The 25764-nt window shown below is 34.8% G+C and carries 21 protein-coding genes and 5 tRNA genes; 7 read left to right on the top strand and 19 right to left on the bottom strand.

All coding sequences use genetic code 11. The features are described 5' to 3' along the window. Positions 1 to 24: 24 nt before the first annotated feature. From ASJ80_RS10200 to ASJ80_RS10115, 18 genes are all read right to left on the bottom strand, one after another. A complete protein-coding gene (locus tag ASJ80_RS10200; protein ID WP_069582784.1) occupies positions 25 to 2217 on the bottom strand; it encodes an elongation factor EF-2 in 2193 nt (730 codons plus the stop codon). A gap of 221 nt (positions 2218 to 2438) precedes the next feature. Next, positions 2439 to 2999 carry a 30S ribosomal protein S7 gene (locus ASJ80_RS10195; protein WP_069582783.1) on the bottom strand — a complete coding sequence of 187 codons (561 nt, stop codon included), beginning with the start codon at positions 2997 to 2999 and terminating at the stop codon, positions 2439 to 2441. Between the two features lie 94 nt (positions 3000 to 3093). After that, positions 3094 to 3519 (bottom strand): 30S ribosomal protein S12, encoded by a 426-nt coding sequence (locus ASJ80_RS10190; protein WP_048080446.1) that lies wholly within the window; start codon positions 3517 to 3519, stop codon positions 3094 to 3096. Between the two features lie 94 nt (positions 3520 to 3613). Further along, a complete protein-coding gene (locus tag ASJ80_RS10185) occupies positions 3614 to 4045 on the bottom strand; it encodes a NusA-like transcription termination signal-binding factor (protein ID WP_069582782.1) in 432 nt (143 codons plus the stop codon). A gap of 5 nt (positions 4046 to 4050) precedes the next feature. Then, complete coding sequence (locus tag ASJ80_RS10180; protein ID WP_048080444.1) at positions 4051 to 4347, bottom strand: 50S ribosomal protein L30e; 297 nt, start codon at positions 4345 to 4347, stop codon at positions 4051 to 4053. Positions 4348 to 4408: 61 nt separating this feature from the next. Continuing rightward, entirely contained in the window at positions 4409 to 5533 is a 1125-nt protein-coding gene (gene rpoA2, locus ASJ80_RS10175; protein ID WP_083240867.1) for a DNA-directed RNA polymerase subunit A'', read from the bottom strand. 82 nt (positions 5534 to 5615) lie between these two features. Then, a complete protein-coding gene (locus ASJ80_RS10170; RefSeq protein WP_095652079.1) occupies positions 5616 to 8228 on the bottom strand; it encodes a DNA-directed RNA polymerase subunit A' in 2613 nt (870 codons plus the stop codon). 60 nt (positions 8229 to 8288) lie between these two features. Continuing rightward, on the bottom strand, positions 8289 to 10103 hold the full coding sequence (gene rpoB / locus ASJ80_RS10165; protein ID WP_069582779.1) for a DNA-directed RNA polymerase subunit B: 1815 nt from the start codon (positions 10101 to 10103) through the stop codon (positions 8289 to 8291). Between the two features lie 12 nt (positions 10104 to 10115). Beyond that, complete coding sequence (locus tag ASJ80_RS10160; RefSeq protein ID WP_069582778.1) at positions 10116 to 11615, bottom strand: DNA-directed RNA polymerase subunit B''; 1500 nt, start codon at positions 11613 to 11615, stop codon at positions 10116 to 10118. 216 nt (positions 11616 to 11831) lie between these two features. Then, complete coding sequence (locus tag ASJ80_RS10155; RefSeq protein ID WP_069582777.1) at positions 11832 to 12065, bottom strand: DNA-directed RNA polymerase subunit H; 234 nt, start codon at positions 12063 to 12065, stop codon at positions 11832 to 11834. Positions 12066 to 12094: 29 nt separating this feature from the next. Further along, positions 12095 to 12168, bottom strand: a tRNA-Lys gene (locus ASJ80_RS10150). Between the two features lie 10 nt (positions 12169 to 12178). Continuing rightward, a tRNA-Asp gene (locus ASJ80_RS10145) sits at positions 12179 to 12250 on the bottom strand. Between the two features lie 113 nt (positions 12251 to 12363). Continuing rightward, positions 12364 to 12437: transfer RNA gene (locus tag ASJ80_RS10140), tRNA-Tyr, on the bottom strand. Positions 12438 to 12482: 45 nt separating this feature from the next. Then, positions 12483 to 12557: transfer RNA gene (locus ASJ80_RS10135), tRNA-Pro, on the bottom strand. A gap of 38 nt (positions 12558 to 12595) precedes the next feature. Next, positions 12596 to 12669: transfer RNA gene (locus ASJ80_RS10130), tRNA-Thr, on the bottom strand. A gap of 252 nt (positions 12670 to 12921) precedes the next feature. Continuing rightward, complete coding sequence (locus ASJ80_RS10125; protein ID WP_069582776.1) at positions 12922 to 14151, bottom strand: phosphoglycerate kinase; 1230 nt, start codon at positions 14149 to 14151, stop codon at positions 12922 to 12924. A gap of 124 nt (positions 14152 to 14275) precedes the next feature. Beyond that, the gene (tpiA, locus tag ASJ80_RS10120; RefSeq protein ID WP_095652078.1) at positions 14276 to 14956 is read right to left on the bottom strand and encodes a triose-phosphate isomerase; all 681 of its coding nucleotides are present in this window, start codon (positions 14954 to 14956) and stop codon (positions 14276 to 14278) included. 219 nt (positions 14957 to 15175) lie between these two features. Beyond that, on the bottom strand, positions 15176 to 15793 hold the full coding sequence (locus tag ASJ80_RS10115; RefSeq protein ID WP_141705150.1) for a hypothetical protein: 618 nt from the start codon (positions 15791 to 15793) through the stop codon (positions 15176 to 15178). A 698-nt stretch (positions 15794 to 16491) separates the two neighbouring features. On the opposite strand from ASJ80_RS10115, the gene twy1 reads away from it, so the two are divergent. Further along, the gene (gene twy1 / locus ASJ80_RS10110) at positions 16492 to 17406 is read left to right on the top strand and encodes a 4-demethylwyosine synthase TYW1 (protein WP_069582773.1); all 915 of its coding nucleotides are present in this window, start codon (positions 16492 to 16494) and stop codon (positions 17404 to 17406) included. Positions 17407 to 17615: 209 nt separating this feature from the next. Then, the gene (locus ASJ80_RS10105) at positions 17616 to 18485 is read left to right on the top strand and encodes a DUF1002 domain-containing protein (protein WP_069582772.1); all 870 of its coding nucleotides are present in this window, start codon (positions 17616 to 17618) and stop codon (positions 18483 to 18485) included. Positions 18486 to 18557: 72 nt separating this feature from the next. On the opposite strand, the gene ASJ80_RS10100 is transcribed toward ASJ80_RS10105, so the two are convergent. Further along, positions 18558 to 19367: a metallophosphoesterase gene (locus ASJ80_RS10100; RefSeq protein WP_069582771.1), complete on the bottom strand. Its 810-nt coding sequence runs from the start codon at positions 19365 to 19367 to the stop codon at positions 18558 to 18560. A gap of 559 nt (positions 19368 to 19926) precedes the next feature. On the opposite strand from ASJ80_RS10100, the gene ASJ80_RS10095 reads away from it, so the two are divergent. From ASJ80_RS10095 to ASJ80_RS10075, 5 genes are all read left to right on the top strand, one after another. Beyond that, on the top strand, positions 19927 to 22887 hold the full coding sequence (locus tag ASJ80_RS10095) for a PAS domain S-box protein (protein WP_069582770.1): 2961 nt from the start codon (positions 19927 to 19929) through the stop codon (positions 22885 to 22887). A 270-nt stretch (positions 22888 to 23157) separates the two neighbouring features. Beyond that, complete coding sequence (locus tag ASJ80_RS10090) at positions 23158 to 23784, top strand: YkgJ family cysteine cluster protein (protein ID WP_069582769.1); 627 nt, start codon at positions 23158 to 23160, stop codon at positions 23782 to 23784. Between the two features lie 93 nt (positions 23785 to 23877). Beyond that, positions 23878 to 24312, top strand: a complete 435-nt coding sequence (locus ASJ80_RS10085; protein ID WP_069582768.1) for a hypothetical protein — start codon at positions 23878 to 23880, stop codon at positions 24310 to 24312. A gap of 160 nt (positions 24313 to 24472) precedes the next feature. Next, positions 24473 to 24922 carry a hypothetical protein gene (locus ASJ80_RS10080; protein ID WP_069582767.1) on the top strand — a complete coding sequence of 150 codons (450 nt, stop codon included), beginning with the start codon at positions 24473 to 24475 and terminating at the stop codon, positions 24920 to 24922. Between the two features lie 184 nt (positions 24923 to 25106). Further along, positions 25107 to 25286 (top strand): hypothetical protein, encoded by a 180-nt coding sequence (locus ASJ80_RS10075; protein ID WP_069582766.1) that lies wholly within the window; start codon positions 25107 to 25109, stop codon positions 25284 to 25286. Positions 25287 to 25764 lie beyond the last annotated feature (478 nt).

Genomic DNA, 25764 nt, shown 5'->3' with positions numbered 1-25764 from the left:
CAAAATAAAAAAGATAGGGATAACTTATCCTAAGTAGTGATCTGGTCCGTATGGTTCTGGACTTAATCCTTTTCTATCTCTTATCTGTCTTATAATTTGTTTTTGAAGCTCTCCAGGTAATCTTTCGAAACCTGCGTTTTCTGTTGACCATAAACATCTACCTTCTGTGGCAGATCTTATGTCTCCAGCAAATCCAAACATTTCTGCAACAGGTACTTTGGATTCAAGGGTCATCATGTCCCCTTCCTGCTGCATGTCAACAATTTGACCTCTTCTGTTCTGTACTTCTCTGGTTGCTGAACCCATGTAGTCCTGAGGAGTGTTGATGAATACTTTCTGTAGCGGTTCGAGTAATGTTGGGTTAGCCATCATGATAGCTCCGTATACAGCTTTCCTTATTGCAGGTAAAACCTGTGCAGGACCTCTGTGTACTGCGTCTTCGTGAATCTTTGCGTCCATGAGTTTTATTTTTATACCCATGACTCTTTCTCTTGCGATTGGGCCGTCGTCGAGTGCGCTTTCGAAACCTTCAAGTAAAAGCTCTTTAATTTCGTCAAGGTGCTGTATACCACGGGTCATGTTTATGAATAAACTGCGCTCGTATACATCCCATACTTTTCTTGCTTCTTCTTTGTGAAGGCCGTATTCCTGGAATGTTTGTACATCTTCTTTTCCTTTAACTCTACCTTCTTTGATTTTTTTATCCTGTAGAGCCTGGAAAAGTTCGTCTTCTAGTGGTTCGATTTCAATGTAGAATCTGTTGTGCTTGTTAGGAGATTTTCCTTCAACTGGTCCGGCTTTGCCGGCGATTGTTTCTCTGTATACAACGATTGGTGGTGATGTTTCTATTTCCACACCTTTCTCATTGATCCTGTAAGTGATAATTTCAAGGTGAAGTTCACCCATACCTGCTATGAGGTGCTCACCGGTTTCTTCGTTAATTTCAATTCGTACTGTTGGGTCTTCTTTTCCGACCTGTCTTAAAACTTCTATGAGTTTTGGAAGGTCTTTGGTGTTTTTAGCTTCAACAGCAACTGTAACTACTGGTTCAGAAATGTGTTCTAATCCTTCGAACGCTTTGATTTTCCTTCCAGGTTCGGAGATTGTTTCCCCTGCTACAGCGTTTCTTGCACCGGTTATTGCAACTATGTTTCCTGCTGGAACTTTGTCGGTGTTGATCCTTTCTGGACCGAAGTATACCCCTACCTGTTGGGTCCTCGCTTTACCGTGTGAACCTACCATGTAGATTTCAGTACCTTTTTCTATTGTTCCACCGTAAACACGACCTGTTGCTATTTCCCCTGCGTGCTTGTCTATACTGATGTTTGTAACCATTACAGCTAGCGGTGAATCTGGACTTGTATTTATCATACCCTGTCCTTCTTCACTTTCGATATCTCCAGCCCAGATTGCTGGTACCCTGTATTTCTGAGATATTTCTGGGCTTGGTAAATGTTCTATAACCATATCCAGTAAAACTTCAGTAATTGGTGCTTTTTCAGCTAACTCTTTCTGGTTTTCATCTTTACAGTACTGGTAAATATCTTTGAAAGTTATACCTGTTTGCTGCATAATTGGGACGTTTATAGCCCAGTTGTGGTATGCAGAACCAAATGCTACACTTCCATCGTCTACTTTGGCAAGCCAATCATCTTTCAATTCTTTTGGAGCCATTGATCTTATGATCTTGTTTGCAGAAGCGATAATTTTTATGAACCTCTGTTGAAGTTCAGTGGAGTCTAATTTTAACTCGTTTATGAGACGGTCAACCTTGTTTATGAATAAAACAGGCTTTACGTTTTCTTTTAGAGCCTGCCTTAGTACAGTTTCTGTTTGAGGCATAATTCCTTCAACAGCACATATTACTACTACTGCACCGTCTACAGCTCTCATTGCACGTGTTACGTCTCCACCGAAGTCAACGTGACCTGGTGTATCGATAAGGTTAATCAGGTATTCTGAATCTTTATATTTGTGTACCATTGATACGTTTGCTGCATCGATGGTAATACCCCTTGCTTGTTCTTGCTCGTCAAAATCAAGGAATCTCTGATCTCCAGCAAGTTCAGTGGATATCATTCCTGCACCAGCAAGTAAGTTGTCCGAAAGGGTTGTTTTCCCGTGATCGATGTGGGCAACTATCCCAATATTTCTTATATTTTTGGGCTGGTACATCAATTCTTTAATCTTATTAATCATTTTAGTCCGTCTACTCACTATAATCACCTGGTAATTATAAAATAGTTAAAAAGCAGATATTTTTAAGGCATTTTAGATTACTAGTTTAGTATAATAATAGATTGATATGCCCTATCTTTATAGTATATATTAGTAACTTATATATTTTGGCCTAAGTTTAGAATACAGTTTAGACTTGAATAAACTCATCTTTTTGATATATATGCCGTAATATCTACTTAATTTAAAAAATTTAAAGTTTAGTGTGCAGATCTTGCAATTCTCTCTTTTTCGTCTTTCTTTCCAATTGCAAAACTTCTGGTATCATACTCAGCTGCAAGTAATAGTTCATCAGCTAAACATTCTGCTGCTGATCGTTTCCTTTTGAATGCAGACTGCATAGCTCCTCTTGTTATAAAACCAATTGCTAAGTCTACTCTTCGTTGAGGTGCAATATCCACTGCTACCTGGTATCCGATACCACCGTATTTTACCCTTGTAATTTCTTCTCGTGGGGCCGTATTTTCAACGGCTTTAACTAATATCTGCAGAGGATTTTCTTTTGAACGTTTATTTATGACTTCAAATGCATCTCTTACGATACTGTAAGCTTTGTTTTTCTTACCTGAGTTTATATGTGTCCTCATGATCTTATTCATTAATCTTTCAACGATTGAAACTTTTGATTTGGCGAACTGTCTTTTGACGTGTCTTCCTAAGGTATGTGGAACTAATATTTCGTCTAAGCAAATATAATTTACAAGACCCAGGTCCTCAACTTTCACCTCTTCTAAATCCCATTTATCAAAAACTTTACTCATGAAATTACCTCACTGGTTTTCGTTTTATTTGTTTTGGTGCAAATAGTAAATAAAGTCGTTAATCTAACGATTTATATACTAAATATCAAAATGATTATCTTACAGGTTTTTCTATTTTACCTTTTACCATTTCTTCTAAGGCTACGTTGTTTACTTTTGTAACCTTCCATCTTACTCCAGGAATATCACCCATGGATCTTCCAGAAGGGCCACCAATTCCTTCGATTACAACTTCATCGTGCTCATCTATAAATCCGATAGCACCATCTCCAGGAGCAAAAGCAGTTAGTTGCTTCCCGTTTTTGATGAGTTGAACCCTTACACATTTTCGTATAGCAGAGTTAGGCTGTTTTGCTTCTATACCTACTTTTTCAATTACGATTCCTCTTGCTTGAGGTGCGCCTTCTAATGGGTCGGCTTTAACGTCTAATCTTAAAGCTTTCCTTTTGTATTCTACATCCTTCCATTTGAAGTTCTGTCTATTTTTTTTAAGTTTTTTTGCTGCAAAAAGTCCCGGCAAACGTGATTCCTCCTCATTATCATTTGTTATACTACTTGCAAAATACAGTTTAAACTAATTAACATCAATCTATTAATACTATAAATGGATTAGATTATTTTATTACAATGTTGTTTATATTATGTTGTCTTTTTGCCAGTAGTCTTGCTCTTTCTATATTTTTACCGCCTTTTCCTATAGCAGTCCTTTTATTTCTAGGGTCTGTTTCTACAGTGGCGATTTTTTGACCATTTTCTTTTTGAAGTATTCTGATACTTCTAACTTTGGCTGGGGCCATAAGATTTGTAATAAATTCTACAGGATCTTCTGAATGTTCTATGACTTCGACACCTTTATCAACTGTCTTCTGGACTTTAGTCACTGTACTGCCTCTTTTTCCGATTGCAAGTCCCATATCTCCCTTTTTTACAAGGAAGGTTATTTTTGCACTTTCATCGTCAACAATACAATCTTTGACCATTGCACCAGTCATGCTCTCAAAGAGAGCTATGTATCTTATTTCATGCGTTGTAAATTTTATAGTCACAGAAATTACCCCATAACTTCTAATATTGTGGAATCTCCAGGATCCCTTATAATAAGCGTAGCTACTGTAAATGGTTTACCACATACAGATCCAAGGTCTACGCTTGAACCTTCATATGTATAAACAGGAATATCTGATAATTTTGAATAATGCATTACATCTTCCCTAGTTTCTTCAGGGCAATTACTTGCAATGATCACCAGTTTTCCTTTGCCTAATTTTAAAGCCTGAACTGATTTGTCAGACCCTAATGTAACGGTTCCTGTATCTACAGCAACCCTAATTCCTCTATCTACGTCCATGTGTTGCCTCCTATTCTCTCGTTTATCATGAATTATTGGATAAGTATGAACTCATCTTTTTTTATGATCTTGGTTTCATAACGACGCCAACAGAACCTGTTCCAAGTGGTATTGGCTGTCCAATTATAATATTTTCTATTATTCCGGTGAGATGGTCAATTTCTCCTCTTATGCTGGCTCGTAAGAGGTGTTTTCCAGTTTCTTCAAAAGAAGCTCTTGCCAGGACACTTGCTTTCTCACCGCTTATACCGTGTCTACCTATGGATTTTACAGAACCATCTGCAGTCATCATATCTGCAACAAGCATAATGTGTCTTACATCTACTGTAAGACCTTGTTCTTCCATTGTAGTCTGTGCTTCTTTAATTATTGAATTTCTGGCTGCTTCAATTCCCAGAACTTTTTCTATTTCGTGTATGTCATTTGTAGTGGTTCTGATTTTGTCAATACCTTCCATTTTTAAAACGGATCCAAGGTTTGAACCTTCTGTGTGTATAGCCCATTCTTGACCTTCTCTACTTATAACTACTTTTCCGATATTTTTTACACCACTGATTTGAAGGTCGCGAACTTTATCAGCAAGCAGTCTCAGTTCTCTTATACTTGGTGATGGAGGTTCAAAACTTAGTATATTGTTATCTATTTCTACTCTTTTAAAAGCTTTTTCTATTCGCTTCATAATGTCATCAAGATCTAATCTTTTATCTTCGATCTTCTCTAAATCAAGTTCTACAATAACATTCATGTCGGCGTAATTAAGGTTAAAATTCTTTAAAATATCATTCATGCTGCTTTTACCAATCTGGTTGGCTATTCTTCTTACAAACTCCTCATCATCCATGTATTCTTCTTCAAAATATATGGCCATGGTTGGAGTTGATATTTTTTTCCTCGCATCAACAATCTCAATTAACCTTGGAAGACCAAGTGTAACGTTTAGTTCAGCTACCCCTGCATAGTGAAATGTTCTCATTGTCATCTGGGTACCTGGTTCTCCGACAGATTGCGCTGCTACTGTACCCACTGCTTCACCATCTTCGACTTTAGCACGTTCATATGCTTTTATGATTCTATCGATTAGTTCTCCAAGTTCTTTATCGGTTAACTCACGTCTTTCGGAGGCAGCAGCTATTTCATCAATTAAACTTTCAGGAAAATTAGCTTTCTTTTTCTTTATGATTTTCATAACACGTTCTTCTGGCACGAAACCACCCAACTACTTCTTTAAAATTTAAAAAATATTAAATAATAAATTAATTCCAGTAATGTTATTTACTGGTTTTAATCCTTATCTCGTCAATTACCTTGTCTAAATCAACTATTTTTCCGTAATCACTTTTTGCAGGGTCAACTAAATCTTCACCATACACGGTTTGGATAATAACTCCTCTGTTGTCCCTTACAGTTCCATCTGGTCTGACACTTAAATCTTGCAGAGCATTTACAAGCCTACGCTGCATGTAACCACTCTGCGCAGTACGTATAGCTGTATCTACAAGACCTTCTCTACCACCCATAGCGTGGAAGAAAAATTCCAGTGGGTCAAGCCCTGATTTGTAACTTGAGTGTACAAAACCACGTGATTTTGCACCTAATTCTCTTTTCTTAAAGTGAGGAAGTGTTCTTTCACTGTAACCCCTGTCGATCCTACCACCACGAACAGACTGCTGCCCTACACAAGCCGCTATCTGAGTCAGGTTAAGCATGGAACCCCTTGCACCTGTAAGTGCCATGACTACTGCATGGTTCTTGTTGATGTCAAAGTAACTTTCTGCAATTACTCCTGATTTGTCCCTTGCTTCACCCAGTTCCTGCATTATTTTCATTTCGAGTGTTTCTTCGAGACTTCTTCCAGGGAGTGCTTCAAGTTCTTCGTTGTTGTAAGCTTCAATGAGATTTTCAACTCTGCGTTCTGATCTGGATAAAAGTTCTTCAATCCTATCCTGTGCTTCTTGAGGAATTTCTTCGTCTGCTGTACTGGTTGTAAATCCTCTTGTCATAACTCCAGAAATCGCAAGTTTGGTTGCAGAATCTAAGAATTCCCTAGCACTGTCGGTACCGTACTCTTTAACTACTGCATCAAGAATATTTCCTGCAAATGATCCGAATGATTTATCATCAATTACACCCATTTTCAGTTGCCCGTCTTCTATGACTACATAAGCGTCGTTTTTACATTCCTGTTTCAGACATTCGTCACATTTCCTGCAGATCTCTGCTTTGAAGACCATGTTCATATTTTCAGGGAGCAGTAGTGAGAATATTTCCTTTCCAGTCCATTTTTCCCCTTTTGGATCTGGTAATGGCATTCGAGCACGTTTTACTATCTGGAATACTTCATCTTCTTCATACTCTGAGCCTAATCTAGTTAGTAGATATGCTCCAGATATATGATCGTGAATTCCTCCAATAATTGGTCCACCAAACCTTGGAGATAAGATGTGTTCTTGAACTCTCATTAATGATTTAGCTTCTGCACGTGATTCTTCGGTCTGGAAAACGTGCATGTTCATTTCGTCCCCGTCAAAATCAGCGTTGTATGGAGGGCATACACATAAATTAAGTCTGAATGTTTTGTATGGTAAAACTCTAACTTCGTGTGCCATCATTGACATCCTGTGAAGTGAAGGCTGCCTGTTAAACAGTACAATATCCCCATTTATTAAGTGTCTTTCTACTCTGAAACCAGGCTCTAATCTTTCGATCACTGCTTCTTTAGTTTCTTCGTATACTCTCACTTTTCTTCCATCAGGTCTTTCCACGTAGTTTGCTCCAGGGTGCACATTTGGACCGTTTCTGATGTATTCTTTCATTTCTTCCATGTTCCATGGAGTTACATATATTGGCACTGTAACTTCTTTTGCAATCATTTCTGGAACACCGACTTCGTTTATACTTATATTTGGATCAGGAGATATAACAGTCCTGGCTGAAAAGTTAACCCTCTTACCAGATAAGTTACTCCTGAACCGTCCTTCTTTACCTTTAAGACGCTGTGCAAGTGTTTTAAGTGGCCTTCCTGACCTGTGTCTTGCAGGAGGTACACCTGATGCTTCATTATCAAAATAAGTTGTAACGTGGTACTGGAGGAGTTCCCATAAATCTTCTACAATAAGTTGAGGAGCACCAGCTTCCATGTTTTCTTTTAATCTCTGGTTGATTCTTAAAATATCAACAAGTTTGTGAGTTAAATCGTCCTCAGATCTTTCTCCTGTTTCTAGAGTTATGGACGGCCTTACAGTAACTGGTGGAACTGGCAAAACAGTTAAAACCATCCATTCAGGTTTTGCAACCTTTGGGTTTACTCCTAAAAGCATGTGATCCTCTTCAGGGATCTTTTCAAGCCTTTCCCTTACTTCACTTGGAGTTAATTTGTAATTACCTTCTACAATGGATACTGGTTTATCTATTTTGATATCTTCCTGTTCTGTGTCACAGTGAGGACATTTGTCACGTCTTGCGACTGTGTAGATTTCTTTTATGATATCAGTTAAACTTTCTTCGTTTTTAACTAAAGTGTCGATTTTATTTTTATAATCCACAATTTCCGTATCTGTAAGCAATACTCTCGAGCATTCTTTACAGGTTGACCTTAAAATTTTGTGGATGGTGTCTGCAAAACCTACGTGAATTACTGGCCTTGCAATGTTTATGTGACCAAAGTGTCCTTGACAGTCCCATCCCTTTGATCCACATGATCTACATTTAAGTCCAGGATCAATAACTCCGAGCCTTGGATCCATGAGCCCCGCTTCTATTGGATATCCATCCTCGTCGTATGTATCTGGAGTTACTATCTTGGTAACTGACATTTTTCTTATGTCATCCGGAGACATCAGACCAAAGTTAATCTGGGAAATTTTCTTTAAAATTCCTTGCAAAATATTCACTCCTATTTTTTTTAAATTTTAAACCCCTAAATTAATGATGTTGATTTTTGATTATGCTTTATCCTTAAGCACGAGTTTTGGGAATATGCATAAACTCTTAAGCTCATCTAAAAGTAATTTAAACGCATAAGAGATTTCTACAGGGAATGATTCTGAATCTCCACATATTGGACAGTATTTTCTTCCCCTTATTCTGTCATAAACTCCAATCATTCCGCACTCGGAACATACAATTGCTTCGTACTTATCTGATTCATCAAGAAGCCTTTCTTTAAGTGCAAGTGCTGCACCGTGAGCAATGAGACAGTCTCTTTCCATTTCCCCAAACCTTAAACCACCTTCTCTTGCCCTTCCTTCTGTAGGTTGTCTTGTTAAAACCTGTACAGGCCCTCTTGACCTTGCATATACTTTGTCTGAAGTCATGTGGTGTAATTTCTGGTAGAAAGCGACCCCTATAAATATTTCAGCTTCTATTCTTTCACCGGTTATTCCATTGTATAGTGATTCACGTCCGGCTGTTTCATATCCATTTTCTCTAAGAAGATCTTTGATTAAATCTTCTTCGTCAGCCCCTGTGAATGGAGTTCCATCCATTCTTCTTCCTTCCATAGCACCGGCTTTTCCAGCAAGCATCTCAATAACCTGACCAACAGACATCCTTGATGGGATAGCGTGTGGGTTTACCATTAAATCTGGAACGATACCGTCTGCTGTGAACGGCATGTTTTCCTGTGAAACTATAAGTCCAACAACCCCTTTCTGTCCGTGCCTTGATGCAAATTTATCACCAAATTCAGGCTGCCTCTGATCACGAACTCTTATCTTAGCGAGTTTACTTCCTTCAACAGTTTCTGTAACCATTACAGCGTCAACAACACCTTTTTCACCATGTCTTACAGTGATGGATGTTTCACGTCTTCTCTCTGCAACTGTTCCAAATTCATCTATTTCTTCAAGGAACCTTGGAGGAGAAGTTTTACCTATTAAAACATCACCCGATTTAACTTCAACTTCTGGATTTATTATACCGTCTTCGTCGAGGTATCTGTAAACTTCTTCTCCTCTGTGTCCTCTAACAGTTTTTTCTGGTAGTTCGAATTTATCTTCCTGTCCACCAGGATACCTTCTTTCTGAAGCTTCATATGATCTAAAGAATGATGATCTTGCAAGCCCTCTTTCGATGGATGCTTTGTTAAGTATCAATGCATCTTCCATGTTGTACCCTTCGTAGGATATGACTGCAACTACAAAGTTTTGACCTGAAGGTCTTGCATCGTAGTTAGTTGCATCTATTGACCTTGTTTTAACTAAAGGAACTTGAGGTTGATGTAAAAGGTGAGCTCTTGTATCTGTTCTTAAAGCAAAATTAGAAACGTAAAGCCCTAAAGCCTGTTTTGTCATCCCTGCTTCCATTGTATTCCTTGGGGATGAGTTGTGGTTAGAATAAGGAATAATACCGGCACATATTCCCAGCATTGTAGAAGGATCAATTTCAAGATGAGTGTGGTCTTCTGTTACCTGATCCCCAAACATGGCAATATATGTGTTTTCTTCTTCTTCAGCATCTAAATATTCAATTATACCCTGGTTTATGAGATCGTCCCATCCAAGTTCACCAGCTTCTATAGCATCAATATGCTCATCTTTGAGCATTGATTCGCCGTTTTTAACTACTATCAGCGGTCTTCTTGTCCTTCCGGGATCGTTGAATATATAAATTTCATCAGTTTCTGGATAATGAGTAATGTTCATTTCATGAGAGACTTCGCCGCTTCTCCGTTTTTCCCTCATTTGCTCTACGAAGTCCTCTGGATCGTCACAAGCTCCTATGAGCTTACCATTAATGTAAATTTTACACTTTTTCACGCTTTAACCCCTTTACTTGGAACTTAAAACTCCCATTTTCTTAATTACATTTTCAATTTCAGTTGGATCTGACCCTTCAGATATCTTTGCAAGAAGTGCAAGGTTTTTAACGAGCCCACAATTTGGTCCCTCTGGGGTTTCGTTTGGACATATCTTCCCGAACTGTGTTGGGTGCAAATCACGAGCTTCAAAGTGAGGCTGGCTCCTGCTTAAAGGTGAAACAACCCTTTTAAGGTGAGATAATGTTCCCATATAACTTGTTCTGTCGAGTAACTGGCTTACACCAGCTCTTCCACCAACCCAGTTTCCTGTAGCGATAGCATGTTTTATGTTTTCTGTAAGTACATCAGACCTTACAGCCTGCTTTACAGAAGGTTCTTTTCCTCTTGCAAGGCTTCGCTCAAGCTGATATGTCATATCTCTGGTTAAACTTGTAAATGCGACTCTAAATAAGTCTTCCATAAGGTCACCAGATACTCTGAGTCTTTTGTTAGCATAATGGTCCTTATCGTGTGGTTCACGAGTTTCAAAAATAACCTGAAGCAACATTTCTGTCATTTCAGCTAAATATGTGGCTTTGTCTGCCCTGTTTTCAGGGTCAACGCCCATATGAGGTAATAAGTATCTATCTATTACATCTTCAGCCCTTTTGATCCTGTACTCTTCAGTCATACCTTTTGCAACCCTGTTACCTATGTATTTAACAGCGTCGTATCTAGTCATTACTTCTGAAGTCTGGATATCGTCTATTAAAAGGAACTGTATATCATTTTCATCTGAAACACTTGTTACTAATTCTTCGTCAGTTTCAAGTCCAAGTGCACGTAGTAAAACAACAAGGGGTATTTCTCCTGGAACATATGGGAATGATATTCTAAGGAATACTCCTTTTTTCCTAGGTTTTCTGTATTCTAAAGTTATTCGAGCTCTAAATCCGCTTTTAATTGAAGTTACAATAGCTCTAGCACGTCTATCTTCTCTTTCACCTATACGTTCGAGAATGATTTTATTAGGTGCTATTTCTTCCATTGTTACAATAGCTCTTTCAGAACCATTTACAATGAAATATCCTCCAGGATCTTGTGGATCTTCTCCAACTTTCTTTTCCTGTAATTCTCTTTCGTTTAATCCATTCAGATGGCATATGTTAGATTTGAGCATTACCGGTAGTTCGCCAATATACACTTTTTCTAAATCTGGTTTTGGTTCTCCTTCTTTTATAAGGGCCATTTCCAGATACATATGTGCAGAATAAGTTAAATTTCTAAGTCTTGCTTCTGTTGGATATATTACACTTTTTGATCCGTCAGCTTCTTTAATAAATGGTTTTCTAATCTCTAATTTGCCTGTTTCTACTTTGTATTCGCCTTGTTCGAGTACAATAGGTTCAGTTATATCAATTATATCTTGTATTCGGTGGTCTACAAAGTCGTTATAGGATTTTATATGATGGTCTACCAAATTGTACTGATCAAAAAATGCATCAACCAGTCCCCATGCATTTTTCCCCATTAAATTCCTCCAATTATTTTCAATAATTGGGTTGTCGAACACGGTGTGTTTAGGCCTACAAAAAAAAGTAAAACTTTTTTTGTGGTTCCTAAATCTTTCAAAACCTCAAATTTTAAAAGTAAATTCTGAAAGATGTTCTTCAACTCCAAAAATTTTTTTATTTTTGGGGGTTCTAAAAAATCTTTGATTTTTCTTCAACTCCAAAAATTAATAAAATTAATCTAATACCAGTCGATAAGTAACAAACTTGCCGGCAGTATGGCTTTTACGTGTTATTTTCAAAATATCTCCTGTTTTGGCTTCAATTGCTTTACAAACAGGGTCGTCCTGTTTGATCTTTGGAAGCTGTTCAGGGTGGATATCTAACTCTTTCATTACTTTAGTTATTTCAGATTTTGACAAAATAGTATGTTCTGGAACTAATTTGTGTTTTAAGATATCTTTTTTCACACTTTATCCTCCAGTAAAAAAATTAAGAACGGGCCCGACGGGAATTGAACCCGCGGCCACTTGGTTAAAAGCCAAGCGCTCTGCCAGACTGAGCTACGGGCCCTCAATGATAACGCCCTGGCCGGGATTTGAACCCGAGTCGTGGGCTCGACAGGCCCACATGATAGCCCCTACACCACCAGGGCAGCTAAGAATGAGAGTATAATTGGGTATACGTATACTTACTTATATACTTTTCTATTTCTATCCAATTTTTGTCTTCCGTTATCTATTTTTTGGAGCTTATTAATAATCAAAATCCCGCCTGCCGGACTTGAACCAGCAACATTCGGATCTACAGTCCGATGCTCTGCCAAATTGAGCTAAGGCGGGATAAAGATATAATCATCGACTCCCAGCTGCATATTGATATTTGAGTGGGACCACCCGGATTTGAACCGGAGTCTCAGGCTCCCAAAGCCCAAAGGATCGACCAAGCTACCCTATGGTCCCACATCGAATTCGCTTAGGTTGTATTTCCTGTAACCTAAAGCCCCGGACGGGAATTGAACCCGCGACCACGAGATTACAAGTCTCGCGCTCCACCAGACTGAGCTACCGAGGCATTTTTAGGTATAAGTCTATTCCTTTAAATAGTTTGTGGTAGTACCACCCGGCGAATATAACTCGTTAGATTCTCATAGTATATAATACTATGTGCGATTAAATCTAAAATTTTTATTTTTTGAATAATTAACGAGAAAGTCAATTCATCTAAGTTTTAATCCATGATTAAACATTTACTATAAATTTTAAAATTTCTCTCAAATTGAGATATTAATATTTAAGATTTAATCTATATAAAATAAAAGGTTTACTATTTTCTACCTTTCATTTTTACTTCAGTTAATATTTCAACAACAGGAAGTTTTTCACCAGCAAGTAAATTTATAGATGCTCCACCGCCACTGCTTATGTGGGTTATTCCTGAAGATAAACCCATCTGATTAGCTGCAGCAGCTAAATGACCTCCTCCAATTATTGAGTATCCATTAGAGGATGCTATTGCATTTAGAATATCTTCTGTACCAATGCTAAAACCTTCTTGCTCAAAAACACCTGCAGGTCCATTTGCAAATATGGTTTTTGCATCTCTTATAAATTTAGCATACTCCGTGATGGTATTGGTTCCAATATCATATATTGGTTTGTTTGGAATATTTTTAGTACAGTATTCTACTCTTACATTATCTACACAAACAGCAACGTCATCAGGCATCCTAATCTGCCCATCAAATTCTTCAAGCAGTTGTTTGCCTTTTTCCACAAAGTCAATGTATCCTTTATTTATAATAAAATCTTCGTTATATTTTCCTAGATTTATTCCTGCAGCCCACAGGAAAATGTTGGCAACAAGACCTGTTGTAAGTACATAATCTGCACTGCCATTTCTTAAAACGTTTTCCAGAACCATTATTGAGTCGTCTACTTTTACTCCGCCCAGTACATAAACACAAGGCTTTTCAGCATTATCAACAGCGCCATAAAGTGACTTAAGTTCTTTTTCCATTATTCTACCTGCACCTGACGGTAGCTTCACCGCAAAACCAACCAGTGAAGGTTGTGATCTATGGGCAGCTGCAAATGCATCGTTTATAAAGATGTCAATAATGGGATATAATTTACGAACCATGTGTGTTTCGGCCTGCTGGTTAGGATCTCTTTTTAAGATTTCTTCAGAATAAAACCTGACATTTTCAAGCAGGAGAATATCTCCTTTTTTCATTCTTTTTATTTCTTCCCTTGCAGCCGTGCCGAAAATATCATCAATGTAATCCACAGGACGATTTAAAATGTTTGAAAGTGCTTTTGCATGCCGCTGGAGTGTAGTAAAGTCCTTTTTTCCAGGCCTACTTTGATGAGCCAGCACAACTGTTTTTGCACCCTTCTTGGAAATTTCATCTATGGTTTCGGCGTGTAATTTTATTCTTGTGTTATCTAAAATAGAACCTGTACTTGGATCTACAGGCGAATTTATATCAACTCTCACAAGAACAGTCTTATCTTCTAAATTAAAGTCATCTATGGTATAAAATGGAAGGGACATTTTTTCTCTCCAGTTTAATTTTTTTTATATATTAATTTATATTCACTTTACATGAATAAGTACTGCTGTAATTTTTTTTATTTTGATAGCTAGTTGTAACATGACTTCAAATTTTATTTTTCAGTTATATTTTACTTACAAGATCCAGAAGCGCTTTTTTAGGATCATCTGCAAGAATTATTCCGGATGCAAGAAGTACCCCTTCACTTCCTAAATCTATCGCTGCTTTCAGGTCATCTCCTGTTGATATCCCAGCACCACAGAGTACTCTTACTTTTGGATTGATGTTGTGGATGCTTTCTACTGTTTTTTCAACGATTTCAGGTTCGGCCTTGGATACAGGGATTCCCGATCCTATAAGTTCTGGAGGTTCTATAGCTACAAAATCTGGATTTAACGTAGCAGCCGCAGAACTTGTTTCTATATTATTTGTACAAACAACGGTACTTAATCCAAGTGAATCCGCTTTTTTAATTGCAGCGTCGATTTCAAAAAGTTCTACCCTTCTTTCTGAATGGTTTATAAGAGTACCAACTGCTCCAGCTTCTTTTACACATTCTGGTAGAATACTGCCTGTGTGTCCTCCTGCATCAATTGTATCAATATGCTGGGCTAAAACAGGAATATCCACTTCGCGAGCAATCCTGTAAATATCTGTATATTGAGGTGCAACCATTATATTTACACCAGTTTCTTCTGCAACCATCTCTGAACTTTTAGCAAGTTTTAGAGCATTTTCTCCTGTAGATTCTAAATATGTTTTAAAATTCAAAATTACAATTGGAGTTTCTTTAATTTCGTTCATGATTAACCTCCAAAAAAGCAAATATAGTATTGATGTTATTTCTATGTCCAGAATATAAAAATATTTTGGTAATTATAAATTTATACAAAAAAAAATAATTTGATTAGGCTGTGTTAAAACTAAAATTAAAAAAAGCCCTTAAAACTTTATTTTTCATGTTTCAAGGACTAAAATCCGATTTTAAAGTGAAGTAAATTTGAAATTACAGTTTGAACTGGGTTATACAATTAAATAATTGTATCCGTATGCCCTGTAAGGAACAGTTTTCCATGTCCCTTCTTGATATAATTGTACTGATCTGTGCCTGCTGGAATAACTTGTCGCGTATTGAATTACCCTTGATTTGTATCCTGCAGCCTTGAATTTAGAGTCTAAATATGCACTATATGCCCAACAATCACCGGCTTTATATTTAACTAAGCCTGAGGCAGTGCTTACTCCGCTTCTGTAGCCGTATCCTGCGGCCGATTTCATAATGGAGTTTAATTTAGGGTCGCTGAACGTATTTGCTTTACTACTTGATGTATAAGACGAGCTACTGTAACTTGATGCTGCTTTAGCTGTACTGGTTTTGTATTTGTAGTAATATTTCCATACATATCTCCATTTTCCATGGGATTTATACCAGTGCTTATACCAAACTTTAACTTTTATGGTCGAAGCAGCATTTACTTCTAAAACGTTTGTATGTTTTTGTAGACCAATTTGTGCATTATTGTCCGATGCATTTTGGTCTGATGCCCCTGCTATTGAAGGGCAAATGCCCACTGCCATACCTACTACTAGTAGCAGTGCGCACAATTTTTGTCGCTTAATTGTACCGCCTCCGTGTCCCATAGTACTAGATGTACTTTACTTGGAACGTTTTGGACAATACAAAAATCAACCTACAGCATATATAAATCTTTTGATTTTTTCGTCGAAAAAAAGCTTTTATACCGTTGTTTTTTAGATTTAAAGCGAGCTTAAAGTTAATTTAAAATAAGTAGCTTAAAGAAGGAAACTTACTTCCGTGTTTTGGTAGAAGGGCTTCCATAAAAGCCCATTCCCTTAAAACATAAACGTTTAATATGTTACCTTGAGGTGGGTGATTTATTAAATTAGATGTACGCTAATTCTAAACTCTATTTAGGTAAATAAATATTATTCTATCTTTAATTCTAACAAAAAGCGATTTTAACGAATTTATAGATTACAACGCCTTCTTATATCTTGAATACAAAAAATAATAAATATTTGAAATTTAACCTAAATTTATATTACTTTTATGTTTGTTTTTAACAAAAAAAGCAGTTTTAATTATGAATAAAATCATAAAACTTTTAGGTGTTGTAATATGAAAAATAATTTTGGATTATATGAAAAAATTTATACATTGCAAAATGATATGTGAGTAAAATAACTCAAATATAAAATAGACAGGGATAATATTTCATATACTTCTAGAACAGTAATTGATTTAGAATATGTTTATTTATGAGTAAAATAATCAAATCAGATATTATCAATAAATACTTAATTAAAGCAGGATTAAAATGTCATTAAACGATGAAAACCTCAAAAAGCTTGAAAAAATGGGATACCGGTTTGTAGGAAATAACAAACATTCTGCAGCTAAAGTATGCCACTGGACTAAAAAGAGCATACTTGATGAGGGAGTATGTTATAAACAGAAATTTTATGGTATAGAAAGCCACAGGTGCTTGCAAATATCTCCAAGTGTTCCTTTCTGCCATCAAAAGTGTTTATTCTGCTGGAGAGATCTCTCAGTTACGCAAACACAATGGAAAGGAGATTTTGATGAACCCGGAGAAATTATTGACGGCTGCATAGATGCCCAGAGGAATCTTCTCTGCGGATTTTTTGGAAATGAAAAAGCAAACCCTAAAAAACTCCAGGAATCTCAGGATCCAAATAATGCAGCGATTTCACTTGCTGGTGAACCAATGCTGTACCCCAAAATAGATGACCTGATAGAAGAATTCCACAGGAGAAATTTCACCACATTCCTGGTTACAAATGGGATGACACCTGAAAAATTGGAAAATCTTAAAGAAGAACCAACCCAGCTTTATGTATCCCTTGATGCTCCAAATAAAGAGACATATAACAAATTATGCAACCCTCAGGTAGAAAATGGATGGAATAACCTAAATAAAAGCCTTGATTTGATTTCAAGCTTTGACTGCAGAACGGTCTTGAGAATGACATGTGTAAAAGGATACAACATGCAAAATGTAGATGAATATGCCGACATGATTAAAAAGACAAATCCTGATTTTGTTGAAATTAAAGCGTACATGTTTGTAGGATACTCCAGAAAAAGGCTGACTTTTGAAAATATGCCTTCAAATCAGGAGATTTATGATTTTGCAAGTTCTGTAGCAGAAAAATGTGATTTGGAGATTAAAGATAAATCATATGAAAGTAGAGTTGTGCTTTTGAAATAATTCCCATAACTTATTTTTAGATAATATTTCACATTATCTGTACTTTTTCTTCCTTTTTAAGTGAAAAAGTTTATATCCGTCTATATGCTAAGAATCATTGATTTAAAAAAATGAATGACATGTAAATCTAAAAGGTTTGCCTTGAAACGCATGAACTACATAACCAAAATTGTTAGATCAACAGTTCATTTACTCAATGAGGTGGTTTAATGAAAAAGTATATAGCAGTAATTCTGCTGGTATTAATGGCTATAGCCCCAATATATGGTGCTTCAGGATTTGCAGTAACCATAGGAGTAGCTACAAATTCAAATTCTCAATATAAGAATTCTGTAATGGATTATTTCCAGTCTCACACTGATAAAAATGTGAGTACAGCTACTACAAAGCTTATTACAGCATCTGAAGTTAACGAAATTTCTCAAAATATAACTGGAAGGACTTACTCTTCAAGTCAGATATACTCATGTGCTATGGTGGATCTGAGTTATAGCAATGGAATTAATGTCACAGTGGACAGCAGTAAAATAAATGTTGTTACCCCTAAGATGTATGCAAATGCACTAAAATCTTTAGGAATTAATAATGGATATGTAGTAGTTACTTCTCCTGTTGTATCCTCTGGAGAATCTGCTTTAGCAGGTGTATTAAAATCTTATGAACTTGCAGTAGGTGCTCAAATCCCTGACAGTGCTAAACAAGCTGCAACAGATACATTATATACAGAAACTCAGATAGCAAACCAGACAGGTCAGAGTCCGGATACAATAGCTAATCTTTTCGAACAAGTCCAGAATGAAGTTCAAAATCAAAATCTACAAGATGCAAGTCAGATTAAAGTAATTGTAATTAACACTGCTAATAACCTGAATATCAATATCAGTGATTCACAGGCACAGGAAATTGCAAACACCATATCGAATTCCCAACAGGTACAGGGAGAACTGGCAGGATTTAAGTCACAACTACAAAATGTTACAGGGCAGCTGTCTCAATCTGGCGGAATATTGGGTCAAATAATGAGTTATCTACAATCTGCATTTGACTATTTGAAAAGTTTAATATTTGGACAGCAATAGATAGTTGATAGGACATTCTATCAATATTTTCTTATTTTTTAAGTTTAAATTTGATTAATGTTGCTTTAAACGTTAAGTTCTTTTTAAATCTATTACTACAATCTGAGGACGTGCAAAGAACCTCATAGGTAATGTAATTGTACCAATACCATTACTTACAACCATTGTAGAGTTATTTTCTTTTATTACTCCAGTTCTATATTTATTTCCATATTGAGAATGAGTATATGGGGCCCAGATCCCAAAGAAAGTTATTTGTCCCCCATGAGTGTGCCCTGAAAGCATTAAATCTACTTTTGATTTATCAGCCAGCGGAAAAAAGTCAGGATTGTGAGATAAAAGTAGCATAAAATCATTTTTATTTGCATTACCTACTGCAGAGTCTTGATCCTGGGTATCAGTCTGTATATCGCCTACACCACCAATTCTAACCTTTGCCCCCTGATATTCAATCCAGAGGCCTGTATTACCAATATATGTGATATTGGTGTTTTTAATAGCTTCAAGAGATTCATTCCGAGGATCATTGTTTCCTAAAACACAGTAAACACCTAAAGGTGCTTTTAATTTGGAAAGTTCTGTAAATGAAGAATTGACATAGAGAGGTTCGTCGCTTACATAATCTCCTCCAAGTAAAATCATGTCTGGATGCAATCCATTTACCTCATTGACCAAATCTTGTGTTCTTTCTTGGTCAAAAAATGGCCATGATCCCATGTGGACATCCGATATAAAAATAATTTTCTTACCATCAAACTGGGCAGGAATTTGATTTGATTCTATCATGACCTCTTCAATTTGAATCCAATAAGGTTCAATTAAACTATAAATCATGAACGAAGTTATGATAATTATAATAGCTAAACCAATTTTTTTAAGCATACCATGTTCAACTCAAGCTTTTATTAAGTAGCATCCACCATCTCTGGATTTATTTTTAGAAAGTTAATTAGAATCTTAACTTGTGCGGTTAAAAAATATAATATTTTCTATTTTAATGGATTTTCAATACTTGATGCAGTTAAAAAATAAAGAATATTTATTTATGAAATGTTTGAAAACCACGAAAATATATCGAATCTTTTTACCTATTTGAATATTTTTAAAGTCTACTTTTAATTTAATGTTTTATATTATATATTACAATAATTTTGATTATTTATAAATCGGAAATACATTAGTAAGTATAATAACATTTTATTGATCAATATCAAGAGTTATTAATACTGAGTTATTGGAACTAACTCTAATAAAAAAAATAAAATTATTCACACTAATTTGGGATAAAGTATAAAAATAATAGTAAATTATGATAACATAATATGAAATAAAGAATTCATATGAATTTACAGGTACTGTCAGTTATATTTTAATAATAAAACATAATAATAATAGTTAAAAAATAGCATTGATTATTATATATTTTCCCAAGGGGATATAAATGATAAATACTAATAATAATCCAGGGGATATTCAATCCAATGTGAATTTTCAGATTTTTGATAATTTACAGGATGGAGTCATCGTTTATGAATTAATACGTGATGCACTTAATGAAGTTGTCAATTTACGTATCAAATACATAAACAATGCGTCAGTAATCAATGAATTTATCTCCTATGAAAAAGCAATAGGGAAAACAATAACTGAATTATGTGATAATGATGCCCTATTTTTACATTTTAAAATGACCAGTAAAGTTGCAAGATCTGGCAAAAATGGAAAATTTAAGACTTATTTTAAGCCATTAAATAAATATTATTCAGTTTCTACCTATTTATCTGACAGTAATACACTTGTTACAATCAGCAATGATATAACTGAAAAAGAAAAAATGGAAGAAAAATTACAGAAACAGGCTGATTTACTTGATCTTACTCGTGATGCAATTATAGTCCGTGACATGGGAGACAGGATTATATTTTGGAATCATGGTGCAGAAAAAAGATACGGGTGGATGAGGAAAGAAGCTTACGGTAAAGTATCTTATAAGCTGCTTAAAGCTGATTTTTCAGAGCCCTTAAAGGAAATATTCCGTAAACTTTTCCAAAATGGGCATTGGGAAGGTGAAGTGACTCATACAAGGCGTGATGGTGAAAAAATAATTGTTTTAAGCCGGTGGGAGTTACAAAAAAATGAAAATAATGAACCAACAGGCTACATGGAAATTAATACAGATATTACCAAACGTAAAAAAATGGAAAAAGCAATCAAAGAATTTGGGGTATCTCAATCAAAGATTGCAAGCGAACTGGAAAAAGCACGTAACAATCTGGAAAAAAAGGTTAAAGAACGAACCACAGAACTTGAAGAAGCTTATAATGCCATTAAACATAAAGCATTTGTAGCATCGCAAAATGCGAAGGCCTTAAAAGAAAGTGAAGAGAAGTTTCGTGAAACCCTCAAACAACTTTCTGATGGAATAATCATAACAGACGAGCATGGGGCTATTATTGAATGTAACAATGCTTTTAATCAGATAACCGGGCTTAAAAAGGAAAATATAATAGGCAATTTCATTTGGGATGTGCAGTATATGATTATTCCAGAAGAAAAACAAACTTCTGAAATATATGGTGGGCTTAAATCAAAAATAAATCAATTGTTGAACAGTAAAAACATTCCACAGGTAAATCAACCGGAAGATAATGAGATTCAGAGAGATGATGGTGAACACAGATTTCTACAGACTATAACTTTTCCCATAAAAACCGAAAAAGGGGTAATAATTGGCAGCTTTAATAGAGATATCACTGAACGTAAGGAGTCCGAAAAAGCTTTAAATGACAGTGAAAAGAATTTGCGCATGGTTACGGATAATATGGTAGATATGGTAAGTCAAACTGATATACATGGAATTATTCAGTATGTCAGTCCTTCTGGTAAGATGTTACTTGGTTATGAGCCAGAAGAACTCATTGGAACACCAATATTTGACTATGTTCATTTTGATAATTTATATGAGGTTAAAAGTACTATTGAAATTAGTTTTATTGAAATGAGACCTGAAAGGATGGAAGTTCAATTTAGGCATGCTGATGGGCATTATATCTGGCTAGAAATAGTAGGTAATATATTTTTTGATGAAAAACATCGAGCCAAAGGCGCTGTTTTTGGTTCACGTGATATCAGCGAAAGAAAAAAGGCAGAAAATCAAATTAAACTGCAGTATTCTGTATTAAATGGAATTAATAAAATATTTCGAGAGTCTTTAACCAGTGAAACTGAAGAAGAAGTTGCAGATGTGGGTATCAGGGTAGCAGAACAGCTAGTTGGTAGTGAAATGGGTTTTATAGCTGAAATTAATGATGATGGACAGTTAGGTAATATAATTATGAGCTCTTCTGCAGGAAAACTATATGAAACTCATCAGTCTAAAATTCATAAATCTATTACAAGTATGAAAATCAACAGTTATTTAAAAAAAGCCATAAAAGAAGAAGAGCCGCTAATTATAAATGATTTAAATTATGATAAAAATGGATTACCTGAAGGGCACCCTCTGGTAAATTCTTTTTTATGTGTTCCACTTAAACAGGGCGATAAAGTAATTGGATTAATAGTTTTAGCTAATAAAAAAAGAAACTATAGTTTAGAAGATATTGAAATTATCGAATCTTTATCAGTTGCAATTATAGAAGCTTTAACGGGCTTTAGATCAAAAAATAAATTAAAAAAATACAAAAACCGGCTTGAAGAGACAATTGGTGATTTAAAACGATCTAATGAAGAGTTACAGCGATTTGCTTATGTAGCGTCTCATGATTTACAGGAACCTCTCAGGACTGTTGCAAGTTTTACTCAGCTTTTAGAACGCCGTTATAAGGGCAAGTTTGACTCTGACGCGGATGAATTCATGGATTATATAGTTGAAGCTGCACTTAGAATGAAAGAACAGATTAAAGGTTTACTTGAATATTCACGTATTTCAACAAAAGAAAATGAATTTAAGCGGGTAAACAGTGAATTTATATTGAATCAGGCTATTGATAATCTTCAATTTTCAATTAAAGAAAATAATGCAAAAGTTACTTATAATTCATTACCTTTTGTAATGTGTGATGCAGGGCAGCTCCAAAGGATATTTCAAAATCTCATAAGTAATTCCCTTAAATTTAAAAAAGAAATGATGCCTCCGGAAATCCATATTTCGGCTAAAAAAGACGATAAAAACCGAGAACATATTTTTTCAGTTTTAGATAATGGTATTGGGATAGAAAAACAGTATATGAAACGTATTTTTGTAATATTCCAGAGATTGCACACCCTGGATGAATATCAAGGAACTGGAATTGGTTTGTCCATAGTTAAAAGGATCATAGAACGTCATGGGGGGCGTATCTGGGTTGAATCTGAATTTGGTAAAGGTTCTGCTTTTTATTTTACTATTCCTTACTCTTAATAAAACACAATACTTATTGATTGGCTTAAAATTAAAAATTGTGTTTTGCATATTAATAATAATTTCTATTTTTGGTTAAATAGTAAATTATGATATTATTAAAGATAAATTGAATTATGATATTTGAATTCAGTATTCGATGCTAACTATATTGGAACTCTTTCAGCGTCTTGAAGTAAAATAATTCGGAAAATTTGAAGAGACTTAGAACCATTAAATTCAGTGAATTGTTCATTGTTTTCGCATAATCATGAATTAATGGTGAGTTATATGTTAAGGGATACATTGATAGATAGGGACTTGTTTGAAAAGATTCAGGAAAAAGTTTTAGAAAACGAGGGTAATGGCGAAAATATTGAATTAAAGAAGAAGATGCTTGAAAAATCAGCATTAAAAAGGCTTAGAAAAAAGAGATCAATTAAAAAATACAGCGGAATTAAAAAAGAGGATCTTAAAGAAATAATTGAATTTGCAGGCATGATAAGTTTAGAGATTTTCGGCGGCCCTTCTGATTTTGAAATTGCAGCAGCGCATCCTGAATGGTGCAGCCACTGCGGGACTTGCTGCAAGGAGTCATCACCTATATTTATCCATAAAGATGAATTGGGAATATTGTTACGGTTCAATCTTGATTTAAAATATGAAATAGTAGGTAATGATGAATATCCTGGGCATTTTCGGTTTAAAGAAGATCTCCCCTGTAAATTCCATGGTGCAAAAAGATGTAAGATATATGACAGCAGGCCTCATGTTTGCAGAAGTTATCCTCTCATTTTAATGGGAAATGATGATAGACATTATTATGTCCTTGATCTATATCATAAGTGTGATTATGCTCTTAATTTGCTTTTAGAAAAGTCTATGATTTTGTTTGATGAGGCAGTAAGCCACATTTAATAGGTATATATTTGCACTGATTTGTAAATTTTTTTCTATCTTAAAAAACATAGTATTAATACCTAAATTTTAAATTTTTTATGAGGTATATCTATGTTGGAATTGACTAAAAGGCAATTTTTAAAGAAGAGTGCAAAATGTATGGATGAAACTGGAGGATTATTGCTTTTACTTAAAGAAATAATAGATAATGAATCTCAAGGGAAAATTAGTAACTCAGAAGCTTCTAAGAAGCTGGATATTATTAGAAAAGAAATAGAAGTTATATTCTATGAATTTGAAAAGTTAAATTCACCATCCCGGTGCAGTTCACTAAAACAAAAGGTTTTAAATATCCTGATTAGCATGCAGGAGATTGTAGTTATCAACTCTGAATCGCTATATGCAGCAAAAGAAGGATTAAATGGACAATCACAGAATAAATTAAGTGAATCAAGAGCACGACTTGAAAAATTCAGAAAAGATTTCCATGATGTAACCAAAAGGGTCAATGTTCTTTTAACAGAAAAAAAGTCCTCAAAAACTTGAAATAAAAAATCAGTTAAATTTCATAAATTTTAGTAATATTTTTTTAATATTTTAAACATAAATTTATGATGGTTACATATGAAATCAGTTTGAATCATATCGTAATCTAAAATAATAAAAATTTTAGATATTTTATTTTTTTCAAATTCAGGTGCATTTTATGGGTAAATTCACTGTAATAAGATATTGTAAATGGTGTGGTGATCCATTTGAAGTTAGATCACCCAATCAGAAGTACTGTCATCCTGATGATAAGAACTGCAGTCAGGAGTCTAAACGAGAAAGCTGGCGTAAAGCAGCTAGCAAATATAGGAAGAACTATAAAAATATTTTACAAATATCCCAGGTCTATAAACTTGGATCAGGATTATTGGGCAGCACTCCGAAGGAAAATTTCGATGAAGAGTATGTGGCTATCCTTAAAGAGAAAAAAAGATTGAAGTTAAATGGGATGATCTTTTTAAGTACTGGAGTTCAATTTACTTCCCGTTCTCTATTTCAAGATGTTTTAAGAATGGATACTGCCCCTATGTTGGAATTATATCCGTATTTTTTAGTTCTAGCCGTTGTACTGGTGGGCTTTGTTGTCTTTGGGATATATTATAAATAGTAACGATATTTTTTCGTTCTATTTTTGAATAATTATTTAAAATATTTTAATACTTTTTGACATATTTAAATCCAAACTTATGATGGTTTGAAGTGAGATGAAAATTTTACCCTTAAAAAAACTTTTTTTGATGGTGTAATAATTGAATTAAAATGGTTAGAAAGTTTAAATGGAGTAAATGATCATGGCAAAGAAAAAGAAAAGGGTTAAAAAACCTGAAAAAGATATAGAAGAGGAAAAACCAGAAATTTTAGATGTAAATGAGAAAAAAAATATGGAATACATGTTCATTGGTTTATTTGCAGCAAGTATTGTATTTCTACTGGTATATTTAGTCGGGTTTATCCTTATTTTACTGGGGTAATTTGGTAAAAAATTGGAAAAAATAAATAAATAGTAGAATGTTCTATGGATAATTAGAAAACTCAGGAAATAAATATTATGCCAGTCAACCATGTATTAGTTATAGTAATACTTTCTGCGGTTGGAATTTATGCTCTTAAAATGGTTCAAAATATTCAATTTTAAGAATAAACTCCAATAATTTTTTGTCTAAATAATGGGATAGATTTTAGTTCTTTCTAGTGGTTAATCTCATTTTTAATTGACTTTTTAGAGGGTACGTTAATAGAATTTATTCTGACTTGTTATAAGTTATAACTTAAAAAAGTAGTTATCTACTCTGGATCATTTAAAAGTGCGCAAATCTCCCCGAAAATAAATAGTAAATTAAAAAAATAGTAGGGAATATTAATTAGTTTTTTAGTGTAGTTAATGATTAATAAATAATTTAATAAACTTTTTTTTATTATTTTAGTTAAATATACTATGTTAATTTTTAT

The sequence above is a fragment of the Methanobacterium bryantii genome, assembly GCF_002287175.1.
Lineage (GTDB): Archaea > Methanobacteriota > Methanobacteria > Methanobacteriales > Methanobacteriaceae > Methanobacterium_D > Methanobacterium_D bryantii.
The sequence above is the reverse complement of the archived record's forward strand: the minus strand, read 5'-3'. Positions and strand labels throughout refer to the sequence as shown.

Bases quoted from the DNA above. Each gene is read 5' to 3' on its own strand.
- ASJ80_RS10085 (WP_069582768.1), top strand. From the start codon at position 23,878: ATGTTGGAATTGACTAAAAGGCAATTTTTAAAGAAGAGTGCAAAATGT.
- ASJ80_RS10125 (WP_069582776.1), bottom strand. From the start codon at position 14,151: ATGTCCCTTCCATTTTATACCATAGATGACTTTAATTTAGAAGATAAG.
- ASJ80_RS10080 (WP_069582767.1), top strand. From the start codon at position 24,473: ATGGGTAAATTCACTGTAATAAGATATTGTAAATGGTGTGGTGATCCA.
- ASJ80_RS10075 (WP_069582766.1), top strand. From the start codon at position 25,107: ATGGCAAAGAAAAAGAAAAGGGTTAAAAAACCTGAAAAAGATATAGAA.
- ASJ80_RS10100 (WP_069582771.1), bottom strand. From the start codon at position 19,367: ATGCTTAAAAAAATTGGTTTAGCTATTATAATTATCATAACTTCGTTC.
- ASJ80_RS10180 (WP_048080444.1), bottom strand. From the start codon at position 4,347: ATGGACGTAGATAGAGGAATTAGGGTTGCTGTAGATACAGGAACCGTT.
- twy1 (WP_069582773.1), top strand. From the start codon at position 16,492: ATGTCATTAAACGATGAAAACCTCAAAAAGCTTGAAAAAATGGGATAC.
- ASJ80_RS10095 (WP_069582770.1), top strand. From the start codon at position 19,927: ATGATAAATACTAATAATAATCCAGGGGATATTCAATCCAATGTGAAT.
- ASJ80_RS10115 (WP_141705150.1), bottom strand. From the start codon at position 15,793: ATGGGACACGGAGGCGGTACAATTAAGCGACAAAAATTGTGCGCACTG.
- ASJ80_RS10105 (WP_069582772.1), top strand. From the start codon at position 17,616: ATGAAAAAGTATATAGCAGTAATTCTGCTGGTATTAATGGCTATAGCC.
- tpiA (WP_095652078.1), bottom strand. From the start codon at position 14,956: ATGAACGAAATTAAAGAAACTCCAATTGTAATTTTGAATTTTAAAACA.
- ASJ80_RS10160 (WP_069582778.1), bottom strand. From the start codon at position 11,615: ATGGGGAAAAATGCATGGGGACTGGTTGATGCATTTTTTGATCAGTAC.
- rpoA2 (WP_083240867.1), bottom strand. From the start codon at position 5,533: ATGAAAATCATAAAGAAAAAGAAAGCTAATTTTCCTGAAAGTTTAATT.
- ASJ80_RS10195 (WP_069582783.1), bottom strand. From the start codon at position 2,999: ATGAGTAAAGTTTTTGATAAATGGGATTTAGAAGAGGTGAAAGTTGAG.
- ASJ80_RS10090 (WP_069582769.1), top strand. From the start codon at position 23,158: ATGTTAAGGGATACATTGATAGATAGGGACTTGTTTGAAAAGATTCAG.